This is a genomic window from Paenibacillus sp. 7523-1, assembly GCF_002276415.1.
GTDB classification, from domain to species: Bacteria; Bacillota; Bacilli; order Paenibacillales; family Paenibacillaceae; genus Paenibacillus; species Paenibacillus illinoisensis_A.
In genome coordinates, this window is sequence record NZ_NPBR01000005.1 from 865,384 (window position 1) to 884,775 (window position 19,392).

Annotated in this window: 19 protein-coding genes; all 19 read right to left on the reverse strand. The window is 46.3% G+C overall.

Translation table 11 applies throughout. The features are described from left to right. Positions 1-114 precede the first annotated feature (114 nt). The gene (gene miaB / locus CHH60_RS07250; protein WP_095358570.1) at positions 115-1,671 is read right to left on the reverse strand and encodes a tRNA (N6-isopentenyl adenosine(37)-C2)-methylthiotransferase MiaB; all 1,557 of its coding nucleotides are present in this window, start codon (positions 1,669-1,671) and stop codon (positions 115-117) included. 411 nt (positions 1,672-2,082) lie between these two features. Next, on the reverse strand, positions 2,083-2,655 hold the full coding sequence (pduL, locus tag CHH60_RS07255; protein ID WP_017689107.1) for a phosphate propanoyltransferase: 573 nt from the start codon (positions 2,653-2,655) through the stop codon (positions 2,083-2,085). 200 nt (positions 2,656-2,855) lie between these two features. Then, positions 2,856-3,821 carry a dipeptidase gene (locus CHH60_RS07260; protein WP_095358571.1) on the reverse strand — a complete coding sequence of 322 codons (966 nt, stop codon included), beginning with the start codon at positions 3,819-3,821 and terminating at the stop codon, positions 2,856-2,858. 102 nt (positions 3,822-3,923) lie between these two features. Then, positions 3,924-4,184 (reverse strand): stage V sporulation protein S, encoded by a 261-nt coding sequence (locus tag CHH60_RS07265; protein WP_019005392.1) that lies wholly within the window; start codon positions 4,182-4,184, stop codon positions 3,924-3,926. A 117-nt stretch (positions 4,185-4,301) separates the two neighbouring features. Further along, complete coding sequence (locus tag CHH60_RS07270; RefSeq protein WP_095358572.1) at positions 4,302-5,096, reverse strand: TIGR00282 family metallophosphoesterase; 795 nt, start codon at positions 5,094-5,096, stop codon at positions 4,302-4,304. A 156-nt stretch (positions 5,097-5,252) separates the two neighbouring features. Next, positions 5,253-6,794, reverse strand: a complete 1,542-nt coding sequence (gene rny, locus CHH60_RS07275; RefSeq protein ID WP_095287693.1) for a ribonuclease Y — start codon at positions 6,792-6,794, stop codon at positions 5,253-5,255. A gap of 306 nt (positions 6,795-7,100) precedes the next feature. Continuing rightward, positions 7,101-7,838, reverse strand: coding sequence for a regulatory protein RecX (locus CHH60_RS07280; RefSeq protein WP_095358573.1), 738 nt, complete (start codon positions 7,836-7,838; stop codon positions 7,101-7,103). 278 nt (positions 7,839-8,116) lie between these two features. Next, on the reverse strand, positions 8,117-9,181 hold the full coding sequence (recA, locus tag CHH60_RS07285; RefSeq protein ID WP_095358574.1) for a recombinase RecA: 1,065 nt from the start codon (positions 9,179-9,181) through the stop codon (positions 8,117-8,119). 238 nt (positions 9,182-9,419) lie between these two features. Beyond that, complete coding sequence (locus CHH60_RS07290) at positions 9,420-10,676, reverse strand: competence/damage-inducible protein A (RefSeq protein ID WP_095358575.1); 1,257 nt, start codon at positions 10,674-10,676, stop codon at positions 9,420-9,422. A 108-nt stretch (positions 10,677-10,784) separates the two neighbouring features. Continuing rightward, on the reverse strand, positions 10,785-11,372 hold the full coding sequence (gene pgsA, locus CHH60_RS07295; protein ID WP_095358576.1) for a CDP-diacylglycerol--glycerol-3-phosphate 3-phosphatidyltransferase: 588 nt from the start codon (positions 11,370-11,372) through the stop codon (positions 10,785-10,787). A 322-nt stretch (positions 11,373-11,694) separates the two neighbouring features. Continuing rightward, the gene (locus CHH60_RS07300) at positions 11,695-12,186 is read right to left on the reverse strand and encodes a YajQ family cyclic di-GMP-binding protein (protein ID WP_095287698.1); all 492 of its coding nucleotides are present in this window, start codon (positions 12,184-12,186) and stop codon (positions 11,695-11,697) included. A gap of 149 nt (positions 12,187-12,335) precedes the next feature. Further along, positions 12,336-12,500, reverse strand: a complete 165-nt coding sequence (locus tag CHH60_RS29725; RefSeq protein ID WP_164848671.1) for a hypothetical protein — start codon at positions 12,498-12,500, stop codon at positions 12,336-12,338. A 73-nt stretch (positions 12,501-12,573) separates the two neighbouring features. Then, on the reverse strand, positions 12,574-13,629 hold the full coding sequence (locus CHH60_RS07305; protein ID WP_095358577.1) for a helix-turn-helix domain-containing protein: 1,056 nt from the start codon (positions 13,627-13,629) through the stop codon (positions 12,574-12,576). Between the two features lie 71 nt (positions 13,630-13,700). Then, positions 13,701-14,468 carry a DUF3388 domain-containing protein gene (locus tag CHH60_RS07310; RefSeq protein ID WP_095287700.1) on the reverse strand — a complete coding sequence of 256 codons (768 nt, stop codon included), beginning with the start codon at positions 14,466-14,468 and terminating at the stop codon, positions 13,701-13,703. A 187-nt stretch (positions 14,469-14,655) separates the two neighbouring features. After that, positions 14,656-14,919 (reverse strand): DUF3243 domain-containing protein, encoded by a 264-nt coding sequence (locus CHH60_RS07315; protein WP_095287701.1) that lies wholly within the window; start codon positions 14,917-14,919, stop codon positions 14,656-14,658. A 121-nt stretch (positions 14,920-15,040) separates the two neighbouring features. Then, entirely contained in the window at positions 15,041-15,790 is a 750-nt protein-coding gene (gene ymfI, locus CHH60_RS07320; RefSeq protein ID WP_441339381.1) for an elongation factor P 5-aminopentanone reductase, read from the reverse strand. 22 nt (positions 15,791-15,812) lie between these two features. Continuing rightward, positions 15,813-17,093, reverse strand: a complete 1,281-nt coding sequence (yfmH, locus tag CHH60_RS07325) for an EF-P 5-aminopentanol modification-associated protein YfmH (protein WP_095358579.1) — start codon at positions 17,091-17,093, stop codon at positions 15,813-15,815. Between the two features lie 3 nt (positions 17,094-17,096). Further along, positions 17,097-18,377, reverse strand: a complete 1,281-nt coding sequence (gene yfmF / locus CHH60_RS07330) for an EF-P 5-aminopentanol modification-associated protein YfmF (RefSeq protein WP_095358580.1) — start codon at positions 18,375-18,377, stop codon at positions 17,097-17,099. A 130-nt stretch (positions 18,378-18,507) separates the two neighbouring features. Further along, positions 18,508-19,335 carry a spore cortex-lytic enzyme gene (gene sleB, locus CHH60_RS07335; protein ID WP_095358581.1) on the reverse strand — a complete coding sequence of 276 codons (828 nt, stop codon included), beginning with the start codon at positions 19,333-19,335 and terminating at the stop codon, positions 18,508-18,510. Positions 19,336-19,392 lie beyond the last annotated feature (57 nt).

A 19,392-nucleotide genomic window follows, 5' to 3' on the forward strand; every position in this document is an offset into this window, starting at 1 on the left:
TATTTTTCATAGGGTAAAATCCGGTTATAAAGGCGAACGCTACGCTTTTCCAGATTGGCACCGCACTCTCCGCTAAGTGCAAATCCAACATTCATCTTATTCGGTTGTCTTGTATTACTGATTGGCGGCTACCGTCTCGGTGAGCAGGTTGCCACGGATATAAAAAGTCATCGGATCGGTAATTTCCACGTTCACAAATGTACCGATCAATTCTTTGGGTCCTTCGAAATGTACCAGCTTATTACTGCGTGTACGTCCTGCAAGGACGCTCGAATTCCGCTTGCTCTCGCCCTCGACGAGCACTTCAACGATCTTGCCACGTTGCTGTTCATTGCTTCTGTGGCTGTATTCGTTGATGGTTTCATTCAGGCGTTTCAAACGTTCCTTCTTCACTTCCATCGGCACGTTATCCTCCATCACCGCAGCAGGCGTACCTTCGCGAGGAGAATAGATAAAGGTATAAGCAAAGTCATATCCTACTTCGCGCACCAGTGACAACGTGTCTTCGAACTGCTCATCTGTCTCACCTGGGAAACCAACGATAATGTCCGTGGTCAGAACGACATTAGGGATGGCTCTCTTAATTTTATCCGCCAGCTGGAGATAATGTTCACGGCTGTACTTACGACTCATGCGCTTCAGCACTTCTGTGCTGCCAGACTGTACTGGCAAGTGGATGTGTTCCACCAGGTTTCCGCCCTTGGCAAGCACCTCAATCAGTCGATCATCGAAATCCCGTGGGTGACTGGTTGTAAACCGTACACGCGGAATGTCGATTTTGCGAATATCGTCCATCAGGTCACCGAAACTGTATTTCAGATCCGTAAAATCCTTGCCATAAGCATTCACGTTCTGCCCAAGCAATGTGATTTCCTTGAATCCCTGTCTTGCCAGCTCACGAACCTCGGCGATTACATCTTCCGGTCTGCGACTGCGCTCTTTCCCCCGTGTAAATGGAACGATGCAATATGTACAGAATTTGTCACAGCCATACATGATATTCACCCAGCCGCGCATGCCTTCACGTTTCTTCGGCAGGTTCTCGATAATGTCGCCTTCCTTGGACCAAACCTCAACAACCATTTCCTTGCTGAAGAGCGCTTCCTGAATCAGATGCGGCAATCGGTGAACGTTATGCGTACCAAAGATCATATCCACAAAGCCATGCTTTTGCATGATCCGGTTCACGACACCTTCTTCCTGAGACATGCACCCGCATACGCCAAGCAGCAGCCCTGGACGCTCCGTCTTCAGCGTTTTGAGGTGACCCAGCTCACCAAACACCTTATCTTCCGCATTTTCACGGATGGCACATGTGTTCAGCAATATAATGTCCGCCTCTTTGCGGTCCTCGGTTGCCTGATATCCCATGGATTCCAGGAGTCCCTTAATGGTCTCGGAATCATGCTCGTTCATCTGACAGCCGTACGTGTATACGATATAGTGTTTGCCTTTACCAATCGTTTTCAGTTCGTCCGGTACTGCATTCTCATAGAGCACCTGAACGTCTTCCTTGCCCCGTTGTTTCTCCTGACGATGATTAGGCTCCGACTTGATGTTGATCTCACGGCCCCGAATTCGAATCTTTTTGCTGAATTCATCTTGCGAAATTACTTTGGCATCGGAGAAATCAAAATACTGGGAGTAATCCTTTTTTGAGTCTTTAGCCATTTCCTTCGGTCACTCCTTACAGCCTCTATTAATAAAAGTTTCAAGTTCTTAAGACAACACGGTGCATCAGGCAGTTGTATATACGTTCGATATGAGCAGCAACCTCTGCAAAAAAGTCACCATCTCATATTTCTAACTTCTTTATCTCTCTTGGATTCTTATCGATTTCATACAACATGCACCAAAAGAGCATTACATCAAATTATAACATGATCTGGGCTGTAATTCCACATTCCAAACCGCCATTGATTTAACAATCCTACCATACAAACTCTGCCTCATACATGACGCAAAATACACAAAAACCCGAGCACAAACCCCTTCGCTGTGTAAAACAGCTTACCAGGATGTACTCAGGTTTTCTAAGTTGCTCCAACCGAAGAAAATTCAGTTGAATGTCGATTCAGTTGATTAGTCGATAATTTCAGCAGTGTCGCCGTTACGTGCGCCAGCAGCATTTGCTTCATCTGTGTCAATATGCATGTCCAGTGCGAAAGAGTCGGATACACGAGCCAGTACATTTTCAAGTACCAGACCACGATCTCCGCCAAGGCGAACTTTCAGCATTTGTTTGTCTTCGATACCCCATTTAGCAGCATCGGAAGTATGGAAGTGGATATGGCGGGCAGCAACGATAACACCTTTATCAATCGTAACTTCACCAGCTGGTCCTTTGATCGTGATGCCAGGTGTACCTTCAATGCTTCCGGACTCGCGAACAGGTGCCTTAACGCCAATGGCGAAAGAGTCTGTCATCGAGATTTCCAGTTGTGTCTCAGGACGCACAGGTCCAAGGATACGCACTTTATCAAACTGTCCTTTGGAACCGATGACTGCTACTGTTTCGTTCGCAGCATATTGACCAGGTTGGGACAGAGGTTTAAACTCAGTCAATTCGTAACCTTTACCAAACAAAATTTCAACGTGCTCTTGGGATACATGAATGTGACGGGCGGATACGCCCACTGGTACTGTTTTACTCATCGTGAATTTCACTCCTTGTTTATCTGTGGCCTACGATTAGGCTCTTAACAATCCAATGGTATTATACCCCTTTTTGACGTGAAATGAAAACGAACTGCTGAAAATTCATGAAATACACTTATTTCACTATCAATAATATCCTTATTCTGTAAAACAATCTGTATTGAATGCAGTGCTTTCGCTGTTGTAATTGGTGTTTATTACAAATTCCCCTCAGGCAGATGTTTCCCAAGATAACTCATGGCATTATCCCACAACCAGCCGCGTACCAGCTTCTCATCGTAGTGTTGGAGAAGGGTTTCGATCAGCCTCGGATATTGGCCTGTGTGTTCAAGATCTTGAATGTATGTGGGTATACCATCAAAATCCGAGCCCATCATCAGGTGCTGCTCCCCGCCAAGCGAACAGATCTGTTCAATATGTGGCAGCAAATGTTCGATTCTAACTTCTCCCTCCTGCTTCACAAACCAGGGAACAAACGTTAGCCCAATCCGCCCTTCCCGTGCAATGATAGCCCGGATCTGATCATCCTTCAGATTACGCACATTTGGACAAACCGTATAGCTGTTGGAATGTGAAGCGATAAACGGACGCTCACTCAGCTCAGCCAGCTCCCAGAATCCCTTCTCCGTGAGATGTGACACATCCAGCAGCATGCCAATCCGGTTACAAAGGCGGACCAGCTCCCTGCCTCTCTCGGTCAATCCTGCTCCTCGCTTCTCCAACACACCATCAGCTGCCCAGTTGGCATAATTCCAGGTGAGCCCTACTATTCTTACTCCCATTTGGTAACATAGCTCTAGATAAAACAGATTCCCCTCGAGTCCGTCTACACCTTCCAGCGTCAACAGCCCCCAAGGATTAGCCGTTTGACCGACCTCACCAACCTGTTCCCGCCATAATAATTTGTTTACGCCCCCAAGCCGTTCAGGGCTCTTCTCCACACGTGTGTGATATACCTCCAGCTGACCAACCACATGTTCAAACTTGCCCCTGCCGAGCACTTCAGGCAAATAAATGGCAAATGCCTGCAGACCCACATTCCCTTGCTTCATCCGCTCCAGATTGACATCCAGTGTTGAACCATCTTCGAAGGACAGTTCAGATTGCATTAACATTTTGCTGAGCGCATCACAGTGGAAATCGGCTACTTGCCACTTGGTCATGATTAACCCTCCCTATGTAAACCTTATTCTTATTAAGCCTATAGACAGAATGCAAAAAAACCTGTCTACTCTGTAAACAGGTTCAATGCATAATCACATGTATTATCTGGGCTCTACAATCAGCTTAATGGCCGTTCGATCCTCACCGTCTATCACAATGTCTGTAAAAGCTGGAATACAAATCAAGTCAACTCCGCTTGGTGCTACAAATCCCCGGGCTATCGCTACCGCTTTAATGGCTTGGTTCAGTGCTCCCGCTCCAATGGCCTGCAGTTCAGCATTTCCACGTTCACGAAGAACTCCTGCAAGTGCGCCGGCTACGGAATTGGGATTGGACTTTGCTGAAACTTTTAATACTTCCATGGTAAGTACCTCCCTGGGAATGTTGAATGTTTGTTTCCACTTACTAGATGTTATTCGCGGGAGGTAAAAAAATTCCTTCTTTTTAGACGGGTTTCCTTGCAAAATGGGGCAATACCCCTATTCCATGCGCCACTCGTCTTCCATCAGGCGGATTTTTTCAATTTTGGTTGCTGCACCTGTGGACTCGTCAATTTCAACGAATACACCATGGAAATGCCACTTGCCGTCATCAACTACAAAACGTACCGGCAGCTGGGTATAAAATTTTCGTAGTACGGCTTCACGCTCCATACCGAGGATTCCATCTCGCGGCCCGACCATGCCCGCATCCGTCAAGTATGCTGTTCCACCAGGTAGAATACGGTCATCATTACTTTGTACATGTGTATGTGTACCTACAACCAGTGACGCACGCCCATCCAGATGCCAGCCCATGGCAATCTTCTCGGAAGTCGCCTCGGCATGCATATCGACCAGAATGCATTTATGATCCCGGCGCAGCTCATCCACAATCTCATCCGCAACGCGGAATGGGCAATCAAGCGCGGGCAAAAACGTACGACCCTGCAAATTCACGATCGCCAGCTCCTTGCCTTCACCTTTGACCACCGTGTATCCTCTGCCTGGTGTTCCTGGTGGAAAGTTGGCAGGTCGGATCATGCGCGGTTCGTCATCTATAAAATCAAAAATGTCCTTATTGTCCCAAGTATGGTTGCCAAGCGTAATCCCGTGCACACCCCAGTTGAAAAATTCGTTGGCAATAGCCCCCGTGATTCCACGGCCAGCGGCTGCATTTTCTCCATTAACAATAACCACATGTGGTTTATATTTCGTCTTCAGATATGGCAAGTTCTCCTTCAAAGCCTTACGTCCTACATTACCCACAATATCACCGATAAACAGCACTTTCATTGCATTGCCTCCTTAATTCCCCGCAAGCTTAACTTGGTATAACCAGCATCAAGTCTTTACGGGCATTCCTAACTCACTAGTTCGTCCTATCAAGCCCATTACCGGGCTTTCAACAGGAAAAGTGGCCCACTACAGCGGCCACTTTTCCGTAAAGCTCTATTTAGCGTATTCAACCGCCCGGGTTTCCCGGATGACGGTGACTTTGATATGACCCGGATAATCGAGTTCATTCTCGATCATCTTCGTGATGTCACGTGCGAGACGGAATGCTTCTGCATCGTCGATTTTCTCAGGCTGCACCATAACGCGAACTTCGCGTCCAGCTTGAATGGCATACGATTTCTCGACACCTTCGAACGATTCCGAAATCTCTTCCAGTTTCTCCAGTCGTTTGATATACGTCTCCAGTGTTTCGCGGCGTGCACCCGGTCTTGCTGCAGACAGTGCATCTGCTGCACCAACCAGCATGGCAATGACCGAAGTTGCTTCGCAATCCCCGTGATGGGACGCGATACTGTTGATTACTACCGGATGTTCTTTGTATTTCTTCGCCAGCTCCACGCCGATTTCAACGTGTGATCCTTCCACTTCGTGATCCAGCGCTTTACCGATGTCATGCAGTAGACCTGCACGTCTTGCAAGTGTAACGTCTTCTCCGAGTTCGCCAGCCATCAGTCCAGCCAGATAAGCGACCTCCATTGAATGCTTCAAGACGTTCTGACCGTAACTTGTACGGAACTTCAACCGGCCCAGTATTTTGATCAGATCCGGATGCAGACCATGTACACCCACTTCAAAGGTAGCTTGCTCACCATATTCACGGATGCGCTCGTCCACTTCTTTGCGGGATTTCTCCACCATCTCTTCAATGCGTGCCGGGTGAATGCGTCCGTCAGCCACCAATTTCTCAAGGGCAGTACGGGCAATCTCACGACGGATCGGGTCAAAGCCCGACAGAATAACTGCTTCTGGCGTATCATCGATAATAAGGTCAATCCCCGTAAGGGTTTCAAGTGCACGGATGTTACGTCCTTCACGACCGATAATCCGGCCTTTCATTTCTTCGTTAGGCAAAGTGACAACAGATACGGTTGTCTCTGCCACATGGTCAGCCGCACAACGCTGAATGGCAAGGGTAATAATTTCGCGGGATTTTTTGTCCGCTTCTTCCTTCGCCTGCTGTTCAATGTCCTTGATCATTTGAGCCGTCTCATGACGAACTTCCTGTTCTACGTTGGACAGTATGATACTGCGTGCATCTTCCATAGTGAGGTTGGATATACGCTCCAGCTCCGTCACCTGATTTTTGTAGATCATTTCGATCTGCTGCTGTGTCTCATCAATACGTTTCTCTTTGTTGGCCACTTGCTCTTCTTTACGTTCGAGTGATTCCATCTTTTTATCCAGCGACTCTTCTTTTTGCAACAATCGTCTTTCTTGTCGTTGAATTTCATTCCGACGTTCACGAGTGTCTTTTTCAGCTTCGGCCCGAATGCGATGAATCTCATCCTTCGCTTCCAGCACCGTCTCTTTCTTCTGTGCTTCTGCCTCTTTCTTCGCGTTCTCAACGATCTGTACGGCAGCTTGTTCCGCACTGGAGATTTTAGCCTCTGCAAGAGATTTGCGAATAAAATATCCGACTCCGAACCCAATAACGAGCGCGGCCACAACGAGAACGATCGTGATTGCAATGTCCATACTGTTCACCTCCTCGTTGGTTCCTCCAAGGCACTCCTTGGGTCAATCTGCTGTTTTCAAACTTACATATGTTTGGGAATAACGTTACCTACGGCGATCCCCCGCCGATTTTCATTTCAAGTGTACATGTTACCACGTACTATTCGCTGCCTTCAGCGAATCCATAATCATGAAGGGTAAATCCTAAGAAACCGAAACCGCTTTTTTGGAAGGAAAAAGGGTTGTCCATTTCTTACAGACTCATGTCCATTTTAGTATTTGACGAAAGAAATTGTCAAGAGAATGCAGTACACTGTGTGGTCTCTGTTAATCCCATGGTAACAACTCGTCATCTTCAGAATCTTCGACTTCATCTTCTTCAATTAAACAATTCACAACTTTACGTACCATATCCATAGGAAAACCGCGTCTCATCAAGAAGGGAAGCGTTTTGCGTTTCTTCTCTGCAACGTCCCCTTTGACTTGGTTCCACTTCTTTCGCCCTGCGGTCAAAGCTGTCTCAAACTCTACATCCGCATCCACGCCTTCAAGCGCTTCAGCGATGAGCTCATTGGCAATGCCCTTTTGACGCAGCTCTTGCCTTATCCACAGTTTTCCCTTCCTCTGCCCTGTCATACGCTGCCTTGTCCATTCCTTCGCAAACCCTTCATCGTCCACAAGCTTCTCCTGCTCAAGCCGATCGAGTACTTCTTCAATTAATGGTGCTGCAAACTCTTTCTGACGAAGTCGCTGGCTTAATTCATGCCTTGTACGCTGTTTGTGCTCTAAGTAACGCAATGCCTGAACATAGGTTTGCTGCCGCTCATCCGCTACTATAATCTCTTCGAGATCTTTCTTCACAAATGTGTTGCCCCGGGTCATTCGATATTTGATCATTACATCTTCCAGAACCGTAATCGAGTACATACCGAACGTGATCCGGTACCGGGCCTGCCTGCTTTTTGTTCGTTCTACCCGTGTAATGACAAGTTCTTCGTTATCCGGGAATTGGGAGATCCCCTCCAGTTCTGCTGTTTCGTACAAATCATCATCATGTTGATCCATTCAGGCCTCTCCCTCCTTTTTGTTCAACTCTGTATCTTTCTAAATTATGAAATACCTATCTTCTTAAAGAAACCTGCAGACCAAAATGCAAAAAGCCGGGAATCCAACCCGGCACCAGCTCACTCAATAAATGTGCTAACAGCCCCTGTCCAATGGACAGGAGCTGTTAGACAGCGCGAGAAACACGCGCCGTCTCCCCTAGCAGGATCGGTACAATTCACCCCAATCCGGGAAGACCAGTAAGCAACGCCTTCTGGATCCTCCTGGCAAGGGAAGAATTACTCGTTAATCTCAAACAATTCTTGTTCTTCTGCTTCTTCTTTTTGTTGATCTTCGCTCGTAGGAGCAGGAACTACCGTCGTCAGATTGCTGGCTTCACGAATTTTTTGCTCGATCACTTGAGCGATCTCTTTATGCTCTTTCATAAACTGCTTCGCATTTTCACGACCTTGACCCAGACGTTCGCCTTCGTAAGAATACCAAGCACCACTTTTATTAACGATGTCGAGTTCTGTACCAATATCAATGATACTACCCTCTCTGGAGATACCTTCACCATACATGATATCTACTTCTGCTTGTTTGAACGGTGGTGCAACTTTATTTTTGACAACCTTCACACGGGTACGGTTCCCGATGATGTCATTACCTGATTTAATACTCTCAATACGGCGAACATCCAAACGAACTGTAGAGTAGAATTTCAGGGCACGTCCACCAGGCGTTGTCTCAGGGTTACCAAACATTACACCAACTTTTTCACGAAGCTGGTTGATAAAGATGGCAATGGTTTTGGATTTGCTGATTGCACCAGACAATTTACGCAACGCCTGAGACATCAGACGTGCTTGCAAACCAACGTGGGAGTCCCCCATTTCGCCTTCGATCTCAGCTTTTGGTACCAAGGCAGCAACAGAGTCAACAACGATAATGTCAACAGCACCACTGCGCACAAGTGCTTCAGCAATTTCCAATGCTTGTTCGCCCGTATCCGGCTGGGACAAAAGCAATTCATCAATGTTAACACCCAGTTTACTTGCATATTGAGGGTCAAGAGCATGCTCGGCATCGATAAATGCAGCTTGTCCACCGACTCTTTGCACTTCAGCAATCGCATGCAATGCTACAGTTGTTTTACCTGAAGATTCAGGTCCATATATTTCAACAATCCGGCCTTTTGGCAAGCCGCCTGTTCCAAGTGCTATATCCAGAGCCAAGGATCCGCTGGGTATGATTTCCACTTGCATGTGAGTTGACTCACCCAGTTTCATGATAGATCCTTTACCAAATTGCTTCTCTATTTGACGGAGCGCCATATCAAGCGCGGCACGACGGTCTGACAATATGCTCACACCCTTTACTGTTTATAAGATAATGATACCTTGTTTTAACACGTTTGCCAAGCTTTTTTTCGAACATACATTCGTTTTTTTTTATAAAGGCCGAGGCGCCTCTTCCTAGGCAAAACTTGCAATGAAACAGAAAAAAGAACCGCAAACAAGGCTAAGTGCCTAATTCTACGGTTCTTCCGTCTGCTTAGATTATATCTGATTATCCCTGTAAAAGCAATTCAAGGTATACCTAGTCCATAGCGACAAGTTTGCGCCATAAACGGTACAAAATAGCCTTGGTCGAACGGATGCGGACCGTCTCCCGATTACCGTTAATACGCAATTCGTGAATTTCCGTCTCTTTCCCCCGCTCAGCGAGTGCGATAAAAACCAGACCTGGCGGCTTACGCTCAGAGTATCCTGGACCAGCTACCCCTGTAACGGCCAAACCAAAATCGGAATCACCTATCATGCGTACCTGCTCAGCCAATACTTTAGCAACTTCAGGGCTCACAGCCCCGGGAGCATCTTCACCCTCCAGATAGTCATGAGGAACATTCAGCAGCTTTTCCTTTATCTCGTTGGAATAACATACAATTCCGCCTTTGAGCATGGAAGCACTGCCAGGAACCGAAGTCAGGCTCTGCATAACAAGCCCTCCTGTACAGCTCTCAGCCGCGCTCAGGGTCAGACCCATATCAGCCATCATGGTTACAATTGTGTACTCTATAGGCACATCCTCGTTCGCGTAGAGGTGTTCAGGCAACCGTTCCCGAATGAGTACCTCCATGGCATCCAGCTTCTGTTTGGCCTCATTCTCACTTGGAGCCTTGGTGGACACCCGTACCGTTACCTCTCCCTCACTTGCATAAGGTGCAATCGTAGGGTCGGTTTGACTATCAATCAGGTCAAGCAGACGGTCTTCCAATGCCGACTCACCGATCCCGGCAAATTTCAACATTTTCGAATAAATCGGCATTTCTTTCGTAAGAACATGTTGGAACAACCAAGGTTTGACCTCCTGCTCAAACATGGGAATCAGTTCTTTTGGTGGCCCAGGCATGACAATATAATGCTTCCCATTATCCGAGATGGCATTACCCGCTGCAAGACCCGTTTCATTAGCCAGCGGGGTCCCTCCTTCAACCACGATGGCTTGACGCCGGTTATTCTCCGTCATCTCCACATTGCGATCCCTGAAGAAGCTTTCGATTTTATCCATTGCCATCCGATCAATATGTAGGCTGCGTCCCAACACTGCTGCTATGGCATCCTTGGTTAGATCATCCTGCGTAGGTCCGATACCGCCTGAGAACAAAATGACATCAGCTCGCCCTTGGGCAATTCGAATGGCTTCACTGAGACGATTCAGATTGTCCCCTACCACCGTTTGAAAATAAACGTCAATCCCGATAGCAGCCAATTCACGGGATAAATATCTGGCATTCGTATTTACGATCTGTCCGAGCAGCAACTCTGTTCCGACTGCGATAATTTCTGCCTTCATTCAGCATCCTCCTGTACACAATGTGAGTGATCAAAGGGCAATAGGATGTTTTCCTATTGCCCTTTGCGCAAGCTGTCCTTCATAAATTACCCGTTTTACCTTAAACTTTTACGCTTTTGATAAATTAAGCAAATTTTTGTTTTTGATGAAATAATCAATGCCAGACCAAATCGTAATGATCGCTGCAGCCCAAACGGCTATAACATCAACATGTACCCCAGTATAAGAGAACGGGAAGTTGTTAAGCAGGAGCAAAACGATGGCTACAATCTGTATTACGGTTTTCAGTTTGCCCCAGTTGCTGGCCGCAACAACCGATCCATCCAGCAAAGCAATTTGGCGAAGGCCAGTCACCGCAAACTCCCGGCTGATAATGACGACAGCGATCCATGAGTCCAGCTTACCCATCTCAACAAGTGAAATGAGCACTGCAGTCACTAGCAGCTTGTCAGCCAGCGGGTCGAGCAGCTTGCCCAAATTGGTGACCATATTGTTTTTCCTTGCCAGGTATCCATCAATTCCATCCGTACTGGCTGCAATGATGAAGATAATGGCAGCGATCAGCTGATTATACGGAAGCGAAAAACTTCCAATCTGCATAGGCTCCGGATAAAATGGAAAGTCCACGAGCAGAAACACCATTAAAAAAGGGATTAAGCAAATTCGTGCAAGCGTAATCCGGTTGGGTAAATTCACAAGACGCCCTCCCTCTTATCCTCCAATACTTCAAACAATCATCCTAACCCCGTATCCATCATCCGGAAGGTGAACATGTAAAATACACTGAGTACACCACTGATCTCATATGTAAAAACGCAAAAAATAAAGTCAACCGTTCAAACGCAAAATCGTTTAAAACGTTCCGGCGACCTCCAAAAGGTGTACTGCTTTTCACAAAGTCAGCAAAACGATGATGACTGGGCTTTATGCTTGATTGCTAGCAATGCACACTTAGTATAATATACGCCAATTGCAGTGTCAAAACACGTTTTCCACAACAAAAATGGACGTAACAAACTTATTTGAAATTGGTATATTGCAAATCAAGAGGCAGATTAGCACCATTCAAAAGCTGCATAACGGCTTGCAAATCATTTTTACTCTTTCCAGTTACCCGGAGCTGGTCCCCTTGAATCTGGCTCTTCACTTTCATTTTGGAATCACGAATCAGAATATTGATCTTTTTCGCGATATCCTGATCAATCCCCTGTTTAAAACTCAGACGCTGGCGCACTGTCCCTGATGAAGCTGGCTCCACTTTACCATAGTCAATGTTTTTGAGCGGCAGATTCCGCTTCGCCATTTTGGATTGAAGTACATCAATAACAGCCTTAAGTTTGGTCTCATCGTCCGATACAATTGTCAATGCATCCTTGTCCAGTTTCAAGCTGCTTTTACTACCTTTAAAATCGTAACGTGTACTGATTTCCTTTTCCGTCTGAGTAACGGCATTTGTTAATTCCTGCAAGTCCATTTTGGACACGATATCGAACGAATTCTCTGAGCTCAATCTGGTCACCCTTTCAATTAATCATTTGTTCTGTGTAACATTATAGAGGATTCGCCCGGGAAAAGTCTAATTTTGAGGGGTAAACAAACGAAAAAGCATTTTCAGCCACCGCTTTTGCAGTAACCAAAAATGCTTTAACGCAGAGCAATCTAATATCGGCTGCGGTTGGGCTGTCTGAACATGTCGAGCACACCCAGAATGACGTGCGCAAGTCCGAAGCCCAAAATTCCGTAACCCCAAGCGCTTGGAGTCAAATAATAACCCAGGAGGCTGACAATGATTCCTAAACCTGTGACGATCCAGCTGACTGTCATAGCCATCCACCTCGCTTTACCGAAAGTTAACTGCTAGTGAAGACAAACTTATTGTCCCCCGCAGTTAATGCCCTTATTCGCCGCCTGTGACAGAGCCTTCGGTTCCTACATCGGAGCCTTCGACAGAGCTCGCATTTGTTCCGGTAGACGCGCCTGTGCTTTCATCTCCCAATTGGAGACGAATCCGGTTGGTGGCCTTCCCATCCGTTACGACTTGACCACCAACTTCAATGGTCGTAGCCGCAGCATATCCAGACTTAATGTACAAGCCGGTGCTATCCAGATCAAATGACATACTGTCTCCATCGGCTGTCATACCAAATTGCAGTTTTTCTCCGCTTGAATTCTCACCTTTATACACTTCCAGCCAGCTCTGACCTGAAGCATTAATAGTAACCTTAACCGGTTGACCTGCACTTCCATTTACTTTGAAATTTGTAATATTACCTGATTTTCCATCTTCAGCAACCGTTACAGTCCCTGCATTATCTGCTGGCTCTTGATCTTCGGTGTCATCCGGGGTTTGTTCGTTCGTCTGACCTTCGGTACCCTCACCAGTCACGTCGGTCCCCCCACCATTGCCGCCTGCTTCTCCTTCTGCCTGACCGGTTTCTTGTCCTGCAGCTTCGTTATCCGGTGGAGTGGACGCTTGACCATTGTCCGTCGTCTCATCCGGTTGATCATTCGGCGTTTGCTGACTATCTGTAATTTTGGTTTGATCGACGCCTTGTGTATCCGCATCATCTCTATTCATGACCACATACACGTACAGCAAGGCAACAATCAGAATCGGAAATGTCCACATTAACGCTACTGACATCCACCGATTGCTGCGCTCAACAGGTCGACTTGAACGTTTTTGAATCACGGGCTCCATGGTTGCTTCTGTTTCCTCTGCCGGTACATCTTTCTTGTGTCCCTCCAGCAGCTCATCAGGGTTTAGTCCAACCGTCTCCGCATAGGTTTTAATGAAAGCTCGCACATAGAAGCTGCCAGGAAGCACCTTATAGTCCCCAGCCTCTATTGCTTCCAAGTACCTCTTGCGAATTTTAGTCATTTCCTGTACATCGTCGAGACTCATCCCCTTTTGCAGCCGGGCCTCTCTTAACTGCTGACCCAGTTCAGACATGCTATCTCCTCCTTATGTTTATCTTTTTCTCTTTGGTTGTTGCTATCTATTCCATGATTCCGTACGGAGCATTACAGTTCGTCGGTGTAACTGGCCGTAAACGTATCATAAATAATTTCCTCATTCGGATTGTTGCGAAGTTCAATAATGATATCAAAATCGTTATAGTCATATTCTGATTCCTGCACAAAAATATCAGGATGTTCAATGACCTTGGTACTCGGCATCGTCATAATGTCCTGCAACAGATTATAATGCCGTTCACTGGAACGAATCGTACTTACGATACCATCAATGATGAAGACATTGTTTGGGTTCATTTCGTCCTCGGAAAGTTGGCTCCTTATCGTTTGACGAAGCAAAGTGGACGAAACAAACGTCCATCGTTTCATCGCACAGACGCTACCAGCAATAATGGATTCCGTTTTTCCGACACGAGGCATGCCCCTAAGGCCAATCACCTGATTGCCTTCCCTTTTAAATACTTCACCCAAAAAGTCCACGAGTAACCCAAGTTCGTCTCGTGTGAAACGAAAAGTTTTGCGATCGTCCGAGTCGCGGTCAATGTACCGGCCATGACGCACAGCCAAGATGTCGACCAATTTGGGTTGACGCAGAGCGGAAACCGTAATGCTGTTCACTTTTGCAAGCATTTCACCCAGCAAACGAATCTTCTCATCGTCGTCGGATTCGAGCAGCATTCCTCTTGTTTTGCCCTCAACACCATTAATGGTCAATATATTCACTTCAAGCATCCCCAGCATGGAGGCAATGTCCCCCAACAAACCGGGTCTGTTCTTATGTATTTTATATTCCATATACCATTGTTTAGATTCCATTTAAACACCCCGTAATGCAATATTCCACATTGTTCGACAGCAGCAGATCGTGCCCGAAGGACACCGAACTGAGACATCTTCTAAAAATGGGTCACGTTAATGATATATAAAAAGAAAATGAATTACAAGAACAGGTCTGTAATCATTAGAGAAAAGCCCCCTTGCGGGAGCTCTCCATCGGTGGATCTTATGCGTTTTGTTTGGCCAATTTGACCATCAGGCGCGCAATCGTACGACGCTCTTCGGCATCGCCGACATCCCATATTTCCTTCAATGCCCGGTTGGAATGGTTCGCTGGATCCACTTTCTCATCCAGAAAGTCACCAATCTCATACGCAAGTTTGTTGATGGTATCTTCACTCATCCCCATCTTCTCTGCTTGCTGTACGCGATCACCCAAGAACTTTTTCCATGTGTCAAAACTGCTGAGCACCGTTTTTTCTGTTGACATGATAAATCCTCCTTAGCTGTCGCATGAGATTTAAAATCAACAGTTGTAATATGTGCCTATCGAGCAATTAATATTCAGGATAAATCATCCATTCAGCCGAGACCCGCTAAACTTCCATTCTTCAGGTAAGCCAGCCGCCATTCGGACTAATGATCTGGCCGTTAATATATCCGGATTCCGGTAGCGCGAGAAAATAAACAAGAGAGGAAATTTCATCAGGCTGCGCAAGTCTCCCAGCTGGAATTTCCTCCTCCAGCATTTTCAGTTCATCCTGATCCAGATGATTCAGCATAGAGGTCTGAACGGCTCCGGGGGCAACTGCATTTACAGTAACACCGGAAGGTGCAAGCTCTTTCGCAAGAGCTTTTGTAAAGGCATTTACGCCCCCTTTCGTGGTGGAATACAGTACCTCACAAGATGCACCAGATAATCCCCAGATGGAGGATACGTTAATGATTCGTCCGTATCGCTGTGAAATCATGTGAGGCATCATGATCTGAGTACACAGAAATGTGCCTTTCAAATTAATGGCCATTACTTCATCCCATATTTCTTCCGTCACGTCGGACAACAACCCATAATGTGATATGCCTGCGTTATTTACCAGAATGTCAGGCATTAATCCATGAGACTCCAATTTTTCACGCATACGCTCAATCTGTTCCCGACTGCGGAGATCCGCAGACACCGTCATGACTTTACCGCTGCCCTTTTCCATGCACCTTCTCGCTGCTTCATTGGCTGCCTCATGGGATTTCATATAGTGAATAACCACGTTCATACCGACCAATGCAAATCGTTCTGCAATAGCTGCTCCTATACCACCGCTTGCTCCAGTAACCAGTACTGTCATATCTCCAATCGGCTTCATTTGTCCTGTTCCCCTCTCCATTTTACGGACTCACGACAAGCGATACAGCCAGTTGTTCCCAGCGAATATGCTCTTTCAGTCTGCGATTTACTTCTTCCAGTGTGATGGATTCATATATCGGAATCATGTTGAAGAAATCACCGCCACGGAACTGCTCACGTGTAAATTCATGGGCAATATTCTCCGGTGAATTAAGCATGCGCAAATATCCCCCGATTTTCTTTTTGCGTGCTCGCTCAAAGTCCGAAGCTTCGAATCCCTTTTTAACAATGACATCAACCTCTTCCCGTATGCGGGCCAGCAATAGATCCGGGTCTTTAGTATCACCACCAACTACAGAGAATGCATACTGCGGCGAACTAATGTATTCATGTCCGAAGCTATCCGATATGAGATCCTCATCATATAGTTTTTGAAATAGGGCCGTGCTAGCTCCAAACAGAAGATCCAGCATCAATTTGGTCGTCATATCACGCCGGAGCAGGTCTTCCCCCGAGAATCCAACATCCGTTTCCTTAAAGCCAAACAGACACTTGGGCAATGAAACCGCGAGCCTTGCTTCCCTCCTGGCCTCCACAACCCCACTGGGCTCCTGTTCAAATATCCGTTTGATTTCACCTTGAGGTTCGTAGTTTTTCTCTGCCTGGTTCGAACGAACCATATCCATGACTTCTTGAGGTTCTACTCCACCTACAACAAATAAAAGCATATTACTTGGATGATAAAACGTATTGTAACACGTGTACAGCGTTTCTTTGGTTATCGTGCCGATCGATTCCACCGTTCCCGCAATATCGATATGGACGGGGTGTTTTTGGTACATTGCTTCAATCAATCCAAAATACACACGCCAGTCCGGATTATCGGCATACATATTAATCTCTTGTGCAATAATGCCTTTTTCCTTGTCCACATTCTGGTCCGTAAAATAAGGATTTTGCACAAAGTTGACTAATGTTTGTATATTTTCATTCACATGTTCTGTCGCAGAAAACAAATATACGGTCTGGTCGAAACTCGTAAATGCATTGGCAGATGCCCCATTGGATGCAAAAGTTGCAAAAATATCACCTGTCGGCTCCTCAAACATTTTATGTTCCAGAAAATGAGCGATACCGTCGGGAACCTGAACTTCTTCCTGACCTTTCACCTGAAAATGATTGTCTACAGAGCCGTATTTGGTTGCAAACGTGGCAAACGTTTTTTGGAATCCGGGTTTAGGCAATACATAGACATGAAGCCCATTATCCATGACTTCGTAATACAGCGTTTCCTGCAAATGTTCGTAATGTATGCTCTCCACCAGTTATTCCCCCTTCTCATCCCGCAAGAAGTAGATCGTGTCCAGACGGAATTGCTCTGCCGCCTCACGAACGTTTTCTTTGCTGATTTGCTCAACCTGAGCGAGCAGCTCGTCAGCGGTCCGCTCCTTGCCCGATAACTGACGATTAAAGTCATACGCAATCATCTCAAAAGCCGAATCCTGCATTTCTTTGAGCAGATTGCGGATCATCGCTTTGGTCTGGGACATTTCCAGATCACTAATATTTCCACTTTTCATTTCATCTAACTGCTGCTTGATGATCGTCACAGCTTTTTCATAATTAGGTATTTCAATCCCGGATTGAATCGTCGCGATGCCTTTATGTCCGTCATACCGTGAGGAAGCATAGTACGCCAGACTCTCCTTTTCACGAACATTAACGAACAATTTGGAATGCGGATATCCTCCAAGAATGCCGTTGTACATTAATGCTGCTGCATACTGCGGGTCGCCATACGTAATAGACGTGCGAAGTCCCATATTCAGTTTACCTTGGTTAACATTTAGTCGTTCAACAACCGTCTCCACTTCTTTGTCACCGCGGACGGCCTGGTTTGTCACATAGTTAGAGGAATGGGTACGATTTACATCAAAATGTTTTTGAACTAGACTCTCCACTTCTTCGAGCGTCGTGTCACCTACAACATACAGATCCATGCTGGCCTGCTGCAGCCACGTCTGATAAGCGGTCGTTAGCACATCGGGTTCGATTCCCGGCAGATCCTGAGATTTCCCTAACGGATGCAAGCGGTACGGCTCATTTTTACACATTTCCTCGATACTGCGCTCTGCCGCATAACGCATTTTATCATTAACAACAGACTCCAGCTGTTTGCGGACGGTCTCACGTTCTGAATGCACATAGGCCTTCCTGAAATGCCCATCTTCCATTGCCGGCCGAGTAAGTACCTCTCCCAAAAATGCAAAGGAACGGTCCAAAAGCTGTTCATCCCCGCCTACAAAGGAATCATTAATCGTGTCCATCCGGAATTGTACAATCTGATAGTCTCCACGTTTGTATACGTCAAAACCAAATCCAGCTCCATACAAATGCTCCAACTGTTCACGAAACTCCGTTGTTTCAGGATAAGACTGAGTTCCACGACGAAGCACAAATGGCGTAAGCGCTACTTTGGTGACCGTTTCTTCTTGCAGCGGGACTCCTGCATACAACGAAATGGCAAAAGTCTTGAAACGTTTAGTGGGCAGTACATGGATACGAAACTCCTTTTGACTGCCCCGTTCAAATCCTGATGTATTCAAATGTCAAAACCCCTTTACGGCGTCATTTGTTAGGCAATATTTCAGTAACTCTCAAGTGCAACAACCATTTTAACCCATGCAAAAGGCAAGAAGCAACCGAAGACGCGTCTTCTGGTTGCTTCCAACATCATCACATACAAAAGATATGCTGACCGATTGTTTTCACCTGAGGACGGGTCCAGATCCACTTGGAAGTAGCCGTCTTGGGATTGAAGTAATACAGGCAGCCACCAGATGGGTCCCAGCCATTCATTGCCTGCTCAACTGCTTTACGGGCTTGAGCATTGGGTTCCAGATAGATCTGCCCGTCAGCTACAGCGGTAAATGCACCAGGCTGGAAAATGACGCCGGATGGTGTATTTGGAAAACTCGGTGATTTAACACGGTTCAATATGACTGCTGCTACAGCAACCTGACCTTCAAAGGGTTCTCCCCTAGATTCGCCATATACCGCATTGGCCATAATCTTAATCTCATTCTCCGATAAGCCCATGGAATTGGCGGAACCCATGTTGTCCTGCTCTTTGTTTGCATTGTCGGTTTTGTCCGTACCCTGGCCTGACGATTCCTTGTGGAGTGGAGGCTCGGTCGGGGACCATTGTTTAGTTGCATTGTACAATCTCAGTTTAGTTTTAGCGCCAACCACGCCATCCGCTTTCATACCGAATTCAGATTGAAACCACTTTACGGATTTTAGTGTGCTGCTGCCAAAGTTACTATCGATTTTACCATTGTAAAAACCTAAGTACTTCAGTCTGCCTTGTAGCTCGTATACATCCTGTCCATAACTTCCATATTGCACGGTGTTGCTGCTGAAGGTGGGCAGCGATTTCTCTTCCACCTGGGAAGTATTTGGTTTGGATTCTTGGATTGCCGAATGGTCAGGGAGCAAATAACGAATTCCCAATGCAGACATCAGCAAGATCGCAGTGAAAAGCCATATGTTCATTTTTCGCATCGACTGTGCTCTACCTTTCTCTTGTGGGATTAACAGAATCGCTAACGTTATTATGAC